General features: G+C 72.8%; 14 protein-coding genes and 1 tRNA gene. 8 read left to right on the top strand and 7 right to left on the bottom strand.

The features are described 5' to 3' along the window. The first annotated feature begins 8 nt into the window (after nt 1–8). From Q6349_RS11030 to Q6349_RS11000, 7 genes are all read left to right on the top strand, one after another. Complete coding sequence (locus Q6349_RS11030; protein WP_370375614.1) at nt 9–1,178, top strand: chorismate-binding protein; 1,170 nt, start codon at nt 9–11, stop codon at nt 1,176–1,178. 30 nt (nt 1,179–1,208) lie between these two features. Then, the gene (locus tag Q6349_RS11025) at nt 1,209–1,820 is read left to right on the top strand and encodes a dihydrofolate reductase family protein (RefSeq protein ID WP_304604117.1); all 612 of its coding nucleotides are present in this window, start codon (nt 1,209–1,211) and stop codon (nt 1,818–1,820) included. 5 nt (nt 1,821–1,825) lie between these two features. Further along, nucleotides 1,826–2,692: an aminotransferase class IV gene (locus Q6349_RS11020; RefSeq protein WP_304604116.1), complete on the top strand. Its 867-nt coding sequence runs from the start codon at nt 1,826–1,828 to the stop codon at nt 2,690–2,692. A 90-nt stretch (nt 2,693–2,782) separates the two neighbouring features. Further along, nucleotides 2,783–2,854: transfer RNA gene (locus Q6349_RS11015), tRNA-Val, on the top strand. A gap of 777 nt (nt 2,855–3,631) precedes the next feature. Then, a complete protein-coding gene (locus tag Q6349_RS11010) occupies nt 3,632–4,819 on the top strand; it encodes a hypothetical protein (RefSeq protein ID WP_304604115.1) in 1,188 nt (395 codons plus the stop codon). Nucleotides 4,820–4,948: 129 nt separating this feature from the next. Beyond that, nucleotides 4,949–5,677, top strand: coding sequence for a hypothetical protein (locus Q6349_RS11005; RefSeq protein ID WP_304604114.1), 729 nt, complete (start codon nt 4,949–4,951; stop codon nt 5,675–5,677). Between the two features lie 413 nt (nt 5,678–6,090). Further along, nucleotides 6,091–7,050, top strand: coding sequence for a hypothetical protein (locus Q6349_RS11000; protein ID WP_304604113.1), 960 nt, complete (start codon nt 6,091–6,093; stop codon nt 7,048–7,050). On the opposite strand, the gene Q6349_RS10995 is transcribed toward Q6349_RS11000, so the two are convergent. From Q6349_RS10995 to Q6349_RS10975, 5 genes are read right to left on the bottom strand one after another with little or no spacing between them, the layout of a single operon-like run. Beyond that, complete coding sequence (locus Q6349_RS10995) at nt 7,043–7,438, bottom strand: VOC family protein (RefSeq protein ID WP_304604112.1); 396 nt, start codon at nt 7,436–7,438, stop codon at nt 7,043–7,045. The two genes, Q6349_RS11000 and Q6349_RS10995, sit on opposite strands and share 8 nt — an antisense overlap. A 36-nt stretch (nt 7,439–7,474) precedes the next feature. After that, nucleotides 7,475–8,575: an ABC transporter ATP-binding protein gene (locus tag Q6349_RS10990; protein WP_304604111.1), complete on the bottom strand. Its 1,101-nt coding sequence runs from the start codon at nt 8,573–8,575 to the stop codon at nt 7,475–7,477. Further along, a complete protein-coding gene (locus Q6349_RS10985; RefSeq protein WP_304604110.1) occupies nt 8,572–10,089 on the bottom strand; it encodes an iron ABC transporter permease in 1,518 nt (505 codons plus the stop codon). Before Q6349_RS10985 ends, Q6349_RS10990 begins: the two co-directional genes overlap by 4 nt. Then, complete coding sequence (locus tag Q6349_RS10980) at nt 10,073–11,110, bottom strand: extracellular solute-binding protein (RefSeq protein ID WP_304604109.1); 1,038 nt, start codon at nt 11,108–11,110, stop codon at nt 10,073–10,075. Before Q6349_RS10980 ends, Q6349_RS10985 begins: the two co-directional genes overlap by 17 nt. A gap of 14 nt (nt 11,111–11,124) precedes the next feature. Next, nucleotides 11,125–13,728 carry an AMP-binding protein gene (locus tag Q6349_RS10975; protein ID WP_304604108.1) on the bottom strand — a complete coding sequence of 868 codons (2,604 nt, stop codon included), beginning with the start codon at nt 13,726–13,728 and terminating at the stop codon, nt 11,125–11,127. Nucleotides 13,729–13,780: 52 nt separating this feature from the next. On the opposite strand from Q6349_RS10975, the gene Q6349_RS10970 reads away from it, so the two are divergent. Next, nucleotides 13,781–14,356 carry a 4'-phosphopantetheinyl transferase superfamily protein gene (locus Q6349_RS10970; protein WP_304604107.1) on the top strand — a complete coding sequence of 192 codons (576 nt, stop codon included), beginning with the start codon at nt 13,781–13,783 and terminating at the stop codon, nt 14,354–14,356. Nucleotides 14,357–14,458: 102 nt separating this feature from the next. Here Q6349_RS10970 and Q6349_RS10965 read toward each other — a convergent pair whose 3' ends face one another. Beyond that, a complete protein-coding gene (locus Q6349_RS10965; RefSeq protein ID WP_304604106.1) occupies nt 14,459–15,223 on the bottom strand; it encodes an anti-sigma factor in 765 nt (254 codons plus the stop codon). Beyond that, the gene (locus tag Q6349_RS10960; protein WP_304604105.1) at nt 15,207–15,794 is read right to left on the bottom strand and encodes an RNA polymerase sigma factor; all 588 of its coding nucleotides are present in this window, start codon (nt 15,792–15,794) and stop codon (nt 15,207–15,209) included. The genes Q6349_RS10965 and Q6349_RS10960 overlap by 17 nt, the downstream gene beginning before the upstream one ends. Nucleotides 15,795–15,866: the final 72 nt, after the last annotated feature.

Raw genomic sequence — 15,866 nt, 5'->3', positions numbered from 1 at the left:
GTGCCCGAATGGTCCAATCGCCTCGCGGTGCCTCGCTGGCATACCGTGCAGCCGTGCGTGCACCGACCTCCTGGGCCTCCTTCGCCGGCCGTCTCGCGACCGACGTCGTCGAGTGCGTCGACCTCGAGGTCGCCCCCGAGCGGCTCCGCGACCCCGGGCCCTGGTTCGTCGTCGTCGACTTCGAGGCGTTCGGGCGCGGCGGACGGGCGCGAGCCTGGCGGTTCGCCCACGTCACCGCCGGCGGGCCCCCGGAGCGGGGCGACGACCCGGCGGCGGGCTGGTCCGGCCCGGCCCCGGACGACTGGGCGACGTCGATGTCCCAAGAGGTGTACGAGGCCGCCGTCCGTCGCGTGCAGCAGCACATCCGTCAGGGCGACGTCTACCAGGTCAACGTGTGCCGGGTGCTGAGCGCCCCGCTGCCGGCGACGGACCCCGGCACCGGGTCGGGGGAGCCGGACGCGGCCGCGCTGGCTGCGCGTCTGGCCGCCGGCAACCCCGCGCCGTACGGGGCGGCCGTGCACGTCCCGGCAGGCCTCGACGTCGCCCCCGTCTGGGTGGTCTCCGCGTCCCCCGAGCTCTACCTGGCCCTCGAGGACGGACGGCTGGCCTCCGGGCCGATCAAGGGCACCGCACCGACGGCGGACGGCCTGAGCGGCAAGGACCGTGCCGAGAACGTCATGATCACCGACCTGGTCCGCAACGACCTGCAGCGGGTGTGCGAGCCCGGCACGGTCGAGGTGACCGAGCTCCTCGGCGTGGAGGAGCACCCGGGGCTGGTGCATCTGGTCTCGCGGGTGCAGGGCACGCTGACGTCCGCTGTCGCCGCCGCACCGGACCGGTGGCGTCACCTGCTCCGCGCGACGTTCCCGCCGGGGTCCGTGTCGGGTGCGCCCAAGTCGTCGGCTCTCTCGATCATCGACGACCTCGAGCCGACGGCACGCGGGCCCTACTGCGGTGCTGTCGGCTGGGTCGACGGCGACCGGGCCGAGCTCGCCGTCGGGATCCGGACCTTCTGGTGGGAACGCGGGGCCGACGACGACGGCACGCTGCGCTTCGGCACGGGCGCCGGCATCACGTGGGGCTCCGACGCCGCGGCCGAGTGGCACGAGACGGAGCTGAAGGCCGCCCGGCTGGTCGGCCTCGCCTCGGGCGCCCCCGCGCACCGCCCCGACCGATGAGTCCGGGGCCCCTCGGGCGTCAGCACCGGCATGACGAGGGTGACCTGCGACCTGTCCGTGTCCCTGGACGGCTTCGCCGCCGGACCGCACCAGACCCGTGAGCGACCCTTCGGCGACGTGATCGGCACCGGCGAGGTGCTGCACACGTGGCTGCTCGAGCACGCCGAGGACCATCCCGACGAGGTCGCGGGGATCCTGGAGGCCGACGCCTACGTGATGGGCCGGGGCATGTTCTGCCCGGACCCCGGCCCGTGGGACCCGGACTGGACGGGGTGGTGGGGCGACGAGCCGCCGTACCACGCGCCTGTGTTCGTGCTCACCCACCACCCGCGCGAGCCGCTGGTGATGGCCGGGGGCACGACCTTCCACTTCGTGACCACCGGTGCCGAGGACGCGCTGCGCCGGGCTGTCGAGGCGGCCGGCGACGGGGACGTCTCGATCGCCGGGGGAGTCTCGACGGTCAACACCTACCTCGCCGCCGGGGCGATCGACGAGCTGCGCCTGCACGTCGCCCCGGTCGTGCTGGACATCCCGGGCGGGACCAGGCTGTTCGACGGCGTCGGCCGGCTGGACCTCGACGCCGTCTCGGCACGGCACGCAGGGGAGGTGACCCATCTGGTGTACCGGCGTCGGGCAGACTGAGCACCATGAGTCTCGTGATCTGGGCCGAAGGTCGGTTGGTCGGAGCCGGGGAGGCCGCGCTGAGCGCGGTCGACCACGGCATCACGGTGGGTGACGGCGTCTTCGAGACGTGCACCGTGTTCGACGGGCAGGTGTTCGCGCTGACGCGCCACCTGGAGCGGCTGCGCCGGTCCGCGACCGGGCTCGGGCTGGAGGCGCCCGACGAGCAGCGCGTCCGCGAGGGCGTCGACGCCGTCCTGGCCGAGGCCGTGCGCCTCGACGGTCCGTTCGACGGCCGGCTGCGCATCACTGTCACCGCGGGCATCGGCCCGCTCGGCTCCATGCGGGTCCCCGGCGCGCAGAGCGTTGTGGTCGCCGTGCAGGACTCGAGGATGATGCCCGAGTCGCGCTCGGCCCGCTCGCCGTGGCCGCGCAACGAGCGGTCGCCGATCACCGGGCTGAAGACGACGTCGTACGCGGAGAACGTGGTGGCGCTCGCGGACGCCAAGGCCAAGGGCGGCGACGAGTCGATCCTGCCCAACACGGTGGGCGAGCTCTGCGAGGGCACGGGGTCGAACATCTTCGTCGAGCGGGGCGGCGAGCTCCTCACCCCGGCGCTGTCCACGGGCTGTCTGGCGGGGATCACGCGGGCGCTCGTGCTCGAGTGGGGCACCGAGGCGGGGCTGCCGGTCCGCGAGGCCCACGAGGGTGAGCTGCCGTTCTCGGTGCTCGACGAGGTGACCACCGGTGGCGTGCAGCTGGCGCTGACGTCCTCGGGCCGCAACGTCCAGCCCATCACCTGGCTGGACGGCGTCGACGTCGCACCGGGGAAGATCACGCTCGCCGTGCGGGAGGTCTTCGAGAAGAACTGCCGGGAGCGCCTCGACCCGTGACCTGGGGCGTCGTCGTCCGGGTGTGGGCCACGCCGCACCGATCCGGTTTGGAGCAACCCCGGATCTGTGGCTAGTATCGACCACGCACTCGGGCGATTGGCGCAGTGGTAGCGCGCTTCGTTCACACCGAAGAGGTCACTGGTTCGAACCCAGTATCGCCCACCCCAGAGAGGCCCCCTGAACAGCGGAAACGCTGCGACGGAGGGCCTTTCGTTTTGCCGAGAGAAGCGTTGCTGGCTCATCTGCTGGTCTATGACCCTGGGAGCGTCCCGTCGGGCTCGGCGTGGGTGCACGGTGAGGGGGAGTGAGCGTGGTTGTCACCGTTGACGGGCCGTCCTGAACCGGTTCTGACCTGGGTGGACGCTGCGCGACCGGTGGTCGCTGGCAGTCGTGTCCGACTGCCCCTCGAGCCGTGAGTGCGGAGAGCCCTCCGATTCTTCACTGACCTCCTCGGTGTCTCCGCACTGACTTGCTCCTGGTGGGAGCCCCTTGACAGAGCGCCGCGGTCGGGTTCCGTGAAGTAGCGAGGACGTGGAGGGCGCGCAGAGGAAGAACACGTCGATGACGGCGCCAGCGTCCGTCGTGTACTCCGCGGCGGATGAGCGGATCACCCGGACGGACCGACCGAGTTCAGCCTTTCTCTTGGCCAGACCGGGAATGAGCAGGTCCTCCTCACGGGCCGAGCCGAGGCCCGTTTCACTTTTCCGTGCACGGTCCCCATCGCCGCTCGCGATCGTGGGGTCGAGCGCGGAGACTGTCCGCCGGTGCTGCGGACTTCACCCGCGGAGGATGATGCCCGCGTCGCGGGGTGGCCCCGGCGCATCGACAATGGTGGCAGGAGTCGCCGCTCACCGAGGACGAACGATGGCTAACGCCGCAGCACCGATGCCGGAGCCCCAGTCGCGAAGTTCGCCCCCGCGATCCGATGACCAACGCCGGGTGCCGGAACGCGCACCGCGGGAGCCGACCGCCCCTCGGCATGGAAACCCTCAGGGCTCCGAGTGGCTCACGTGGGACCCCAATCCTCCGGACGAGTCCTGGGTTGAGGAGGTCGGGGCGGACGTCGAGCCGAAGCTAACCCGCGCCGACCGCGGCGCGGCGCTGCGCGCCGAACTGACATGGGCGCGACGCGAGGCCCTCGGTGCACTCCGCGCCGACGCCCGGGCGGAGGCGGAGGACTGGCGCGCCACACTGCTCCCGGCCGCGCGCCTCGTGCTCGGCGCGGCGGATCGGCTGGCAAGTGAGACCGAGGTGTTCACCGAGCTCGCCGACGCCGCCGACTTCTTCGACGAACGGCCGCAGTTGCGCTACGACGCGATGGCTCTCCTCGGGCAGAACCTCACCGCGCTGCTCAACTACCTCGGCTACCGGCCACCACCCAAGACCGGCGAGATCGAGGACCAGCTCACCGAGGCGTTGGTCGACATGTTCTCCGCGAAGGAACCCGATGGCCATCTTGGCCTCCAGGTCCGGGGACGCCTTTGGGAGAACCTGTACTTCTTCCGCCGCCGACTCGCCGAGCTCATCGAGACGGCGGAGTCGTTCGAGACCAGCTCGGTCGTCGTCCAACAACCGATGCGGGAGCAGTTGCGCGGCGCCCTGGTCAAGGGTGCGCGGATGGCTCTCCCCGCGGCACTCGCGGCCGGAATCACCACCCTGGTGTTCCCCCCGGCCGGCGCGGCCGCAGGGATCGCCGTCGGCGTCGCGGCCGGTGGGCAGGCGCTCCTGCGCAAGGCACTCGAGGCCGCCACCGCGGGCATGCTGGACAAGGCCCTCGCCGGCGAGGCGGAGACGGCGCCCCCGGCCGAACGGTGGCAGCGCGCGTCCACAGTGGCGGCTCGACGCCTGCACCAGGTCGCCGACCTGCTCGAGCAGGAAGCGCCCGACCGCGAGCGTGTCCAGGCGTGGTTGATCGACGCGATCGGCCATGTCTACGAGGCCCTGCGGCTCTCGCACGCGGCAGGCGGCGAGGGTCTCTCTTACCGCCAACGCTCCCAGCTCGCGCTGGAAGCGCTCGACGCCGTCGAAGGCTGGGTCGTCGCGAACCCGCCCTACGATGGCGTCGTCGAGCGGCTACGCGCCGCGGCGCATCGGCTCGACTCGGAACCGCAGCACGACTTCCGGTAGCAGGGGATTTCAGGCCCTTTCGCCAATCAGGTTGGGATCACGGAGTGAGCCCGCAGCAGGCGAGGAGCAGGTCCTCGACGTCTGAACTAGTTTGCGCACCACTAACCCTCCATGAGGCATGATTCCGGTATGCCGGTAATGACCCATCTGCTCAGCGAAGACGCCTGGGAGCTCGACAAAGAGGCGTCTGACAACCTCGCCGTCTTCATGGAGTCGGCCTTCGGGTCCGAAGTCAAGAGCTGGGCACCCGTCGTGCACGCTTTCGTTCGCGCTCTCGATCAGCGCATCAGCAAGGCCGCGCTCAGGGAGGCGGCCGACGTCGCTTCCTACCTGGGGGAAGACCAAGCGGCCGACTTCCTCAACCTGATGGTGCGGAGCCCTGGGCTGATGGAGGAGGTGCTGCAGTCGCAGATGGCGCACCACGGGGAGTTCATCGCGCTGGGTAGGTTCGTCCGGCGTAAGGCTGCTGTACGAGACGGTCGAGATGTTCGCCCTGGCCGTTGGCATCTGTCCACCTGCCGGTTCGTGGCCCGCGCTGGCGCCGTTGCGAATTGGGAAGGGGTTGAAGAGCTCCCCGGCGTAGGGGGTGTCTGCGGGGAGTGCCGTGCCGGTCAGCCGCCGACTCCCGCAGAGCGACCGCACGCGGAGCAGGACCTCGCTCGTGATTCGATGCGTGATGAGATCGCCAACCTGGGAGCGTTTGTGCGACGTCGAGGGGAAGTCGACTTCCCTCCCGGCAAGTGGCATGCCGTAGGTTGCAGAACGACACGTGCAGCGACCGACGTTCGCATGTGGCAAGGAGCAGGCGAGTTCCCTGCCGGGGATGACGCCTGCAAGACCTGTCTGCCTGGCCAGTAGCCCTCGACCTAGGCCACCGGAAGCCTCAGGACTGGACGCGCCGGGTGGGCCGATCCTTCGCCTCATGAGTAGCATCCACGCCTTCGAGTGCATCTGTTCGGGTTGCGGCCGAGAGCTTCCGCAGGCTCTGCCGCGGTCCAACCAAGCCTGATCGGTAGATCGCCCGGCCAGGCAGATCCGGGCCGCGTGGCGCGAGTGCCTGGCCGCTGAGCTCCCAGGCGATGTGGTCGAGGTCTTCGGGTCCGCAGGCCCGCAGGTCGGTGCTCTTGGGATCTGCGCTCCCGTCGTTCACCCGGTGCTCGCGTATCAGTGTTCCGGGCTGTGGCCTCCTCACAGTCATGAGCGCGATGTCAGGGGCGCCGACCCCGGTCGCCACGGCCCGCAATGCCGCCGCGACCTATCACTATCTGCGTGTGGCCATCATCTCGATGACAGCCATGCTGGTCGTCGCCGTCCTTCTCGAGGACGCCGACCCCGCGAGCGGGGAGCCGCTCGGGTCCATCAGCGCCGCGTGGTACACCCCAGCGCAGAGTGTCTTCGTCGCGGTTCTCGTGGCCACCGGTGCTGCGATGATCGCGATCCGTGGGCGGGGCACCCAGGAGCCGTTGCTCAACCTCGCCGGCTTCTTGGCACCGGTCGTGGCGTTCGTTCCCACCCCGGAGCCCGTGCGCGAGGCGTGCTTCGGGCGTCCGACGCCGGACTCCCTGGTCGCGGAGCAGCCGCCCGTCGGCGGCGGACCGTGGGACGCCCAGGCCTGTGCGGAGTGGACGAACCAGGTAGAGAGTTCCCTGGAGGCGTACTTCCTGGTCTCATCGGTCGCCCTGGTGCTCCTGCTGTTCTTCGTCGTGCTTCGCGACCGGCCGCCAGAGCCGCTCGCGGCGCCGGGCGGCTCGAGGTGGCGCAGGTTGCTGGACACGGGGTACAGGGAACCCTCTCGGAATGAGGAAGTCGTCGGGACGCTCGTCGTCATCGGTCTGTGGCTGGCAGGTCTCGCGGTCTACCTGACGCTGCACGAATGGTTCCTGCTGAATGCCCACGCGGTCGCGGCCATCTTGGTGTTCACACCGATGGCGCTGGTCGCCCTGATCGGGGGGTTCGGCGCTCGCCGGCACCCCGGACGTGGCGACAGCGTGTACCGCGGGATCTACGTCCTCGTGGCGATCGCGATGGTGTGTGGCATCGCGGGGACGGCAGGCTTCAAGCTCCTTGGCTGGGTGGGTGATGACTCGCGCTGGTTCTACGTGCTCGAGTTCGTCATCGTCGGCGGGTTCTTGCTCTTCTGGACCACGCAGACGGTCGAGGAACGGGGGGCCTCGAGGGGTGGTGCAGGACGCCACGACCGAAGCGAGGTCACGCCGTCAGGGCTCAGGTGAGCTCGGAGATCTCGAACAGATGGCCGTCGGGGTCGCGGAAGAACGCGCGGGTCTCGCCGTCACGAACGTCGGGTGCGGCCAGGAACTCTGCGCCACGGCTCGACAGAAGCTCGTAGAACTCCAGGCAGTCGTCGACGCGGAAGACGAGCTGGGCGCTGGGGCGGTCGGGGTCGGCGGGCGGGGCCAGGGTCACGGTCGGCTTGCCTGCGTCGGGACCCCCGCCGGTCACGAGCAGGATCCAGCTCTCCAGCAGCTGGAGCACGACCGACGTCCCGCCGTACTCGCCGGCCACCCGGGCGTCGAGCACGCGCACGTACCAGTCACGACTGCGTTCGACGTCGGCCACGACGAGCATGTGGGTCAGCGCTGACGCCTCGAAGCGTTCCACGCTCCCACGCTAGGCGAATCGGACCGCCACGCCGCCTCAGGCGGAGGAGGGCACCGGGCTCTCGTCGCGCAGGCCATCCCCGGGGCGGTCCGGTCGCGAGGGGAACGCACGGACGGGGCCGACGATGTCCAGCCCGACGCGGTCGCCGGCCTCCGGGGGCTGCAGGCCGACCACCCGCGCGCGGATCCGCTGCTCGGCGGCGCCTTCGCCGAGGGCCAGCTCGACGAGCGCGTCGTGCCCGAAGAACGACACGTGGCGCACGGTGGCCTCGAGCTGGCCGGTGCCGGCCGGGGTCAGCGTGATCTGCTCGGGCCGGAGCATGACGTCCACGGCGCCGCGGGGGCTCTGACCGCGGACCGGCAGGGTGCCCAGCGGGCAGGTGACGCAGCCGTCGGTCGCCGCCTCGCCGGGCACGAACACCGCGTCGCCGAGGAACTGGGCGACGTCGGCGTCCACGGGGTCCCGGTAGATCGCCCGCGGGGCCGCCGCCTGCCGGATCCGGCCGGACGTGAGGATCGCGACCTGGTCGGCGAAGGAGAGCGCCTCGTCCTGGTCGTGGGTGACCAGCACGGCCGTGGCGCCGGTGGCGCGCAGCGCGAGCGCCGTGGCGTCCCGGGTGGTGGCGCGCAGCGTGGTGTCCAGCGAGGAGAAGGGCTCGTCGAGCAGCACGAGACCGGGGCGGGGAGCGAGTGCGCGGGCCAGCGCGACCCGCTGCTGCTGCCCGCCGGAGAGCTGGTCGGGGCGCCGGTCGGCGACCTCGGCGGGCAGGCCGACCAGGTCGAGCAGCTCGAGCACCCGGTCGTGGTGCCGGCGTCGCGGCCAGGGCAGCCCGAAGGCGATGTTCCCGGCGACCGACAGGTGCGGGAACAGCCCGCCCTCCTGGCGGACGTAGCCGACGCCGCGGCGCTCGGGCGGCACCCAGACGCCGGGTCCCGCGACCGTGCGACCGCCGATGACCGCCTCGCCCGAGCGCGGCTGCATGAACCCGGCGATGATGCGCAGCAGCGTCGTCTTGCCGCTGCCGGACCCACCCAGGACGGCGGTCGTCGTGCCCTCGGGCACGACCAGGTTCACCTCGTCGAGCACGTCGTGCCGGCCGTAGGCGGCCGTGACGGCTCGCAGCTGCACGTCGGTCATCGTTCCTCCAGTATCTGCCGCCGCAGCAACAACGTCAGCGGTACGGACAAGACGATCATGACTGCCGCGTAGGGGGCCGCAGCAGCGTAGTCGAGCGCGCTCGTCTCCCGCCAGAAGGCGAGGGCGAGGGTGTCGGTCCCCGTCGGGGCCAGCAGCAGGGTGGCCGTCAGCTCGGTGCTGACGGCGAGGGAGACGAGCACGAAGCCGGTGAGCACCGACGGGCCGATGAGCGGCAGGACCACCCGCACGAGCGTGGCCGGGCCGCCCAGCCCCAGCGACCGGGAGGCCTCCGAGAGCTCCGGCGGTGCGGCGGCGAGACCGGCGCGCAGGGCGACCATCGCCCGGGGCAGGAAGAGGATGGCGTAGGCCAGGACGGTCAGCGCCAGGGTCTGGTACAGCGGGCGCGCCCAGTCGATGGCGAGCGTGACCAGGGCGAGCCCGACCACGACGCCGGGCAGGGCGCTGGCCAGGTACGTGGACCGCTCGAGCAGGACCGTCAGGGCCGACCGGCGGCGGTTGAGCAGCCACGCCCCGGGCAGGGCGGCCACCACGGCCGCCAGCCCGCCGAGCACCGCCAGCAGCACCGTGCTCGCGGTGACGGTGAGGAGGTCGTCGACCAGCCCGTCCCCGATCGCCGATCCCAGCCACCGCAGCACCGTGGCCACCGGGACGACGAGCGCCAGGCCGACGAGAGCGCCCAGCATGACCAGCGCCGGAGCGGTCCAGCCGCCCAGCCGGGCCCGCGTGGCGGGACGCTGGGTGCCGGCACCGACCCGCGACACCCGGCGCCGTCCCCGGGCGACCACCTCGAGCGTGAGCACGAGCAGGCACAGACCCAGCAGCACCGAGGCGAGCAGGCTGCCCGACGCGTCGCTGAACCCCACCGCGTACCGCTGCATGATCGCGGTGGTGAAGGTCTGGAACCGCATCATCTCCAGGACGCCGTACTCGGCCAGGAGGTGCAGGGCGACCAGCAGCGCCCCGCCGCTGATCGCCGGGCGGAGCCGGGGGAGCACCGTCCGGACGACGGCCCGCGTCGGGGACAGGCCCAGGGACCGGGCGACCTCCTCCTCGGCGGGGTCGAGCGACCGCAGCAGCGCGGCCACGGGCAGGAACACGAACGGGAAGTACGCCAGGGTCGTGACCAGTGCGGCCCCGCCGAACCCGGTCAGCCAGGGCGCGACCGTCACCCAGGCGTAGGCGCTGACGAACGCCGGCACCGCCAGGGGCGCCAGCAGCAGCGTGCGCCAGAGCCCGGCCCAGGGCAGGGCCGTGCGCTCCACGAGCCAGGCCGCGAGGGTGCCGAGGACCACCGTGGCGGGCACGGTGACGCCCATCAGCAGGCCGGTGTTCCCCAGCAGCTCACCGACGCGGGGCCGCACGAGGTAGTCGACCGCCTCCTCGACGCCCGCGGAGGAGGCGTCGAGGAGGACGACCACCAGCGGCAGGACGGTGAGCGCGGCGACGAGGGTCGCGGCGACGGCGACCCCGCGGCTCCTAGAGGATGCTCGCATCGGTCATGAGCTCCAGGACGGTGTCAGAGTTCAGGGTGAAGGGGTCGACCGGCGGGGCGTCCAGCTCCTCCAGCGTGGGCAGCGCCGGGTCCGACTCGACGCCGGCACCCACGGCGTACTCCATGGAGCCGCTGTCGACGAGCACCTGCTGACCCTCGGGGCTGGTGACGTAGGCGAGGAACTGCTGGGCCTCGTCCGGCATGTCGGACGACTCCAGCACGCCGCCCGCGGAGAGGCTGACGAAGGCCCCCGGGTCCTGCTGGCCGAAGTAGTGCAGCTGCGTGTTCGCGCTGCCCTCCTGGTCCCCGGCCTGGTCGCGGTACCAGTAGTAGTGGTACATGATCCCGACCGGCACCTCGCCGGCGTTGACGGCCTTCATCGTGGCGATGTTGTTCTGGTAGACCTCGGAGTTCTCGGCCAGGGCCTCGAGCCAGGCCCGGGTCTCGGCCTCACCGCGGTCGGCGAGCATGCCGGCCATGATGGCCTGGAAGTCGGCACCGCCCGGGGCAGCGCCCCACTTGCCGGCCCACTCGGGGTCGGCCAGGTCCATGATCGAGTCCGGCAGCTCGTCCTCGCTGATCATGTCGGTGTTGTAGACGAGCACGGTCGAGCGGGCGGCGACCGCCGTCCACCGGCCGGACGACGGCGCCATCCCGTCGCGCACCTGGGCCTGGGTCTCCTCGTCCACCGGGGCGAGCAGGTCGGCGCGCTCCACCACGGTCATCGCGGGGGAGTTCTCCGTGAGGAACACGTCGGCCGGGGAGGCCTCGCCCTCCTCAACGATCATGTGACCCATCGAGGAGTCCTGGCCCTCGCGGACCTGGGTCTCGATGCCGGTCTTCTCGGTGAACGCCTCGGCCCAGGCCTGCGTGACGTCGCGGTGCTGGGAGGAGTAGATCTGCAGCGCCCCGGGCTCGGCCGCGAAGGCGTCCTCGGACTCGCCGTCGGTGCTGCACGCGGTGAGCGCCAGCGGGAGGGCGAGGAGGGCGGCGACGAGGGGACGGCGGTGCTGACGTGACACGAAGGGCTTCCGTTTCATCGGGTCGGGGGGACGAGGAGGTCCTGGAGCCGGCGGACCGGGCGGTCCGCGAGACGCCAGAGGAGGCAGCCGGCCGCGATCGCGACGGCGGTGGCGCCGAGCGCCGTGGGCACGACGTCGAGGATCTGGAACTGGACGAGGTAGACGTACAGCGAGGCGGCGGCCAGGACGCCGATCACGGGCACCCAGCGGGCGGGCACCCGCACCTCGGGCACGAGGGTGAGCAGGGCCACGCCGGCCAGGACGGTGGCGTTGCGCACCGGGTCGTCGGGGAAGAACGTCGCCCCGCCGACCACCGCGACCGCGAGGGTGAGCAGACGGCGCCGGCGGGTGTCGGCGTGCGCCGCGGCCGCGCCGACGGCGAAGAGCCAGAGCGTGGTCGGCATGATGCCGCGCAGCACGCCCTCGCCGAGCGCGAGCACGACGAAACGCGGCACGAGGGCCAGCACGGCGACCCCGGCCGCGACGAGCCAGGGGTCGCGCCGCCAGAGCCGGGAGACGGCGGGGACCGACAGCGCGGCGGTCAGCACGAGCGTGCAGGCCACGAGCGCGTCGACGAACCACAGCTCGTTGCGGAAACCGTAGGTGACGTCGCCGAACAGCCAGTTGGCGAGCGCGAGGTTGCCCCACCCGTAGCGGTCGTGGGTGATCATGCCGAACAGCACGACGGCCATGGTGGGGACCGCCACGCCGACGAGCGTGCGGGCGGTGGCCCGCCAGCGCCCCCGGGACGTGTCGGCCGACAGGCCGAAGCGCGCAGCGTTGAAGCCGGCCACGGCGAGCAGGGTGTGCGCGCCGCCGAGGACGCGGAACAGGTCGGCGTGCGACCCGCAGATGATGACGACGGCGATCGCGCGCAGCAGCACCGACGTCTCCACCGTGCGCCACCCACGACGTCCCCCAGCCGGTGCGGGGTTCGCGGGCGAGGCGTCGGCGCGGGAGCGGTCCAGCTCGGCGAGCTCGCGCAGGGGGCGGTGGTGCCAGCCGCGGGGGAGCGGGCCGACGAGGCCCTCGAGCCGGACGGACGCCTGCACGTGGCTGAGCGAGTCACCGCCCTGCTGGACGAAGCTGCGGTCGAGGTCGACGGCGTCCCGGCCGAGCACCTCGCCGACGGCGTGGGCCACCTGGACGGCGGACGGGGAGGCCGAGCCGTTCGGCGCGACCGGGCATCCGACGCAGGTCTCGCGCACGAGGGCGGCGCAGCCGCGGCGGTCGACCTTGCCGCTCTGCAGGCGGGGCAGCTCGCCGACGGCGACGGACACGGCCGCGGGGCCGAGGCCGGAGGCCGCGGCGGCGACCTCGCGGGCGCGGACGGCGGTCCCGGTGTCGTCGCCGCCCGGCTCCGGGGCGACCGCGACCGTCAGACCGTCGTCGTCCCCTCCCACGCAGGCGCTCAGCCCGGCGGACTCGAGGGCGGCCTCGACCGGTGCGAGGGCGATCCGCAGACCCATCACCTTGACGAAGCCGGACCGGCGTCCGACCAGCCGCAGCAGACCGTCCGGCCCCACCCGTCCCAGGTCGCCCGTGCGCAGCTCGGTGAGCAGCGGGCCGAGCGCGAGGTCGTCGGCGTGCTCGGCGTAGCCCATCATGACGCCGGGGCCGTGCACCACGACCTCACCGGCACCGTCGGAGGCCTCCGGCACGGTGGTGTCGATCACGAGGGAGGTGCCCGGGACGGGTCGTCCGACGGCGTCGGGGTGGTCCGCCGCGAGGGACGGGTCGAGCACGCAGATGCGGGCCGTGGCCTCGGTCTGGCCGTACATGACCGACAGGCCCCAGCCGTGCTCGCGGCCGAGCGCCGCGGTGCGCACCACCCGGTCGGGGTGCAGGCGTCCGCCCGCCTGGGTCAGCAGGCGCAGCGAGGGGTGCGGCCGCTCGAGCACACCGGTGGACTCCATGAGCTCGACCGTGTGCGGCACGGCCGCCAGCGTCGTCACCTGCAGGCCGTCCACGGTGCGCCAGAACGCCTCGTCCAGGACCGACGCCTCCTGCAGCACCACCGAGGCGCCGACCGCCAGGTGGGAGTGCAGCACGGACAACCCGAACGTGTAGTGCAGCGGGAGGCTGGTCACGGCACGGTCGGCCGCGGTCAGCCCCAGGGCCTGGGCGATGGCGAGGGCGTTGCTCGTGAGGTTCTCGTGCGACAGGCGCACCAGCTTCGGCGAGCCGGTGCTGCCCGACGTGCTCAGGAGCAGTGCCAGGTCAGGGTGGAGGAGGTGTGCCGGGTCCGGCGACGTCACGGTGAACGGCTCGTCGGGGTCACCGGTCGCCCGGACGTCGGGCCGGTACCGGTCCAGGATCTGGGAGGTCCGGTCGTCGTCGGCCGTGACGAGCGCGACGTGACCGGCCTCGAGCGTGGCCAGGTACGCCAGGACCCCGCCCAGGTCCGGGCGCAGCGGCAGGTGCACGAGGCGCCGGCCGTCGGCGACGTCCGGGAGCCGGGCGGCGAGGTCGCCGACGCGTTCGCGCAGCGCGGCGTGGGTGAGGGTCTCGCCGGACGACGTGACCAGCGCGGGCCGGGCCGGCGCCGACACGTCCGCGAGCGCGGGCAGCAGGGTGCTGTCCGGGCGCGGCAGGGCGGCGGGGGTCGTTGTCGGCACGCAGTGAGGTTAGCCTTACCTAGATGCGGAACACAAAGTGGCAGGTGAGACGGTGACGGTCGAGGTCTGGTGGTCCACCCTCGCCGCCGCGGACCACGAGCTGACCGCCCTGCTCGACGACACCGAACGGGCGCGCCTGGACTCGTTCGACCGCCCCGCCGACCGCGGGCGGTCGCTGGTCGGTGCGGCCCTGCTGCGCCTCGCGGTCGCCGCGCACCTCGGGGTGGGCGCCGCGGAGGTCGTGCTGGACCGCACCTGCGCCGAGTGCGGCCGGCCGCACGGGGCGCCACGCGTCCTGGGGCCGGGCGACCGCCGCCCCGGGGTCTCCGTCGCGCACTCCGGCGTCCTGGTCGTCGTCGCGCTGGACCCGCAGGGTCCCGTCGGCGTCGACGTCCAGCGGGCGTCCGACCTGCCGGACCCGGGCGCCGTCGGGGACTGGGTGCGCCGCGAGGCCGCGGTCAAGGCGCGCACCTGGACCGATCTCGGCGGAGCGTCGCCGGCGGCACTGGTCACCAGCGACCTGCGTCCTCCCGTGGGCGGCTACGCCGCGGCGCTGACCACCGTCGGCGAGCGCACCGTGGGGTACGTGGACCGCACGGAGGGCCTGGGGCCGGCCGGCGGACGGTGACCGGTCCCGCGACGCACGGACGTCCGGCCCGGACGCTCGCGGAACCAGAGGGTCCACGGCGTCCGGGCCGGACAGGGAGAGGGTGACGCGTCGTGCGGGCGGTCAGGCCTGGTCGAGACCCCCGCGGACGATCGAGTCGCCGGAGTGCGTGGGGTCGCCGTCGAACGGCTCCTCCGAGACGTCGACCAGCGAGTAGCGCTCCAGGTCCAGCCCGGCGGGTACCGGGAACGTCCCGGTGTCGCCCTTGAGCACGCCCAGGCTGACCATGCCGCTGAGGTCGTCGGCGATGAGCCAGACCTCGCGGTAGGCACCCTCGCCGGAGCCGTCCGCCCCGGCGACGGAGACGACGATCTCGAGCTCGCCGCCGGCGGCCTCCTCGACCGTCGCGCTACCCGTCGAGTCGGGCCAGTCGGGCAGCGGTTCGAGCTCGGCCTGGGCGACGGCGACGGGCGTGGGGGCCGTCACGGCCTCGGGGCCCTGCGCCCGTTCCCAGGCGATACCGCCACCGACACCCACGACGAGCGCCGCGCTGGCGGCCGCCACGGCCCAGAGCGCGGCCGGGCGCCGTCGGGAGGCGAGGTCGACGACCTCCGCCTCGGCGGACTCGACGCCGGCGACCCAGGCGGCATCGCTCGACGCCTCCTCCTGGTCGATCTCCGCGCGGATCCGGTCCCACACGTGGGGCGCCGGTGCCACCAGCTCCTCGGGCCCCAGCTCGCGCGCCGTGGAGGCCACGTCGGCGAGGCTGTCGCGCTCGGCCTGGCAGGCCACGCACGAGGCGAGGTGGGCGCGCTCGTCGTCGGACACGACGTCCTGCTCCCCGAGCGCGAGGAGCGCGAGGACCTCCGGGTCAACGTGCTGCACCATCCACCTCCAATCGTGTGCGCAGCCGGGTCAGACTTCGCCTGACATGGCTCTTGACGGTGCCGAGGGGAAGGGACATCTCCTCGGCGATCTGCGTGTGTGTCATGTCCCGGTAGAACGCGAGCCGCAGGATCGTCCCGGCCGGGTCGCCGAGCCGGTCCAGCTCGTCGGCCACGATCGCCCGGTCCACGACAGGGGCACCGACCGGGTCGGCCTCCCCGACGGGGTTCGGCGTGAACGCCTCCGCGGCTCGGCGTTGGCGTCGCAGCCTCTCCCGGGAGGCGTGCACGTCCGCGATCTTGTGCCGGGCGATGCCCAGCAACCAGGTCGACAGCTTGGCCCGCTGCGGGTCGTAGGACCCGCGTGCCTGCCAGGCGGCGACGAAGACCTGTTGGGTGACGTCCTCGGCGTCCGAGACCTCGCCCAACGACCGGAGTGCGACCGTGTGCACGAGAGACGACCAGCGACGGTAGGCCGCTGCCAGTCCGTCCTCGGTGCCGGCTGCGAACGCGGCGCTCACGTCCGCGTCGGGGTCGGCGGCCGGCAGTGCGGCACCTTCGGCCCCAGTGGTCACAGAACCTCCGTGATACGGGTCGTCCCGCGCGATCGGCGGCTTCGGGGTCGAACCTAGCGCGTCAGCCGCCGC

This window comes from Isoptericola sp. 178, assembly GCF_030586525.1.
In the GTDB taxonomy this organism is placed as follows: domain Bacteria; phylum Actinomycetota; class Actinomycetes; order Actinomycetales; family Cellulomonadaceae; genus Isoptericola; species Isoptericola sediminis.
Note: the sequence above shows the minus strand (reverse complement) of the source record. Positions and strands in the feature narration are given on the sequence as shown.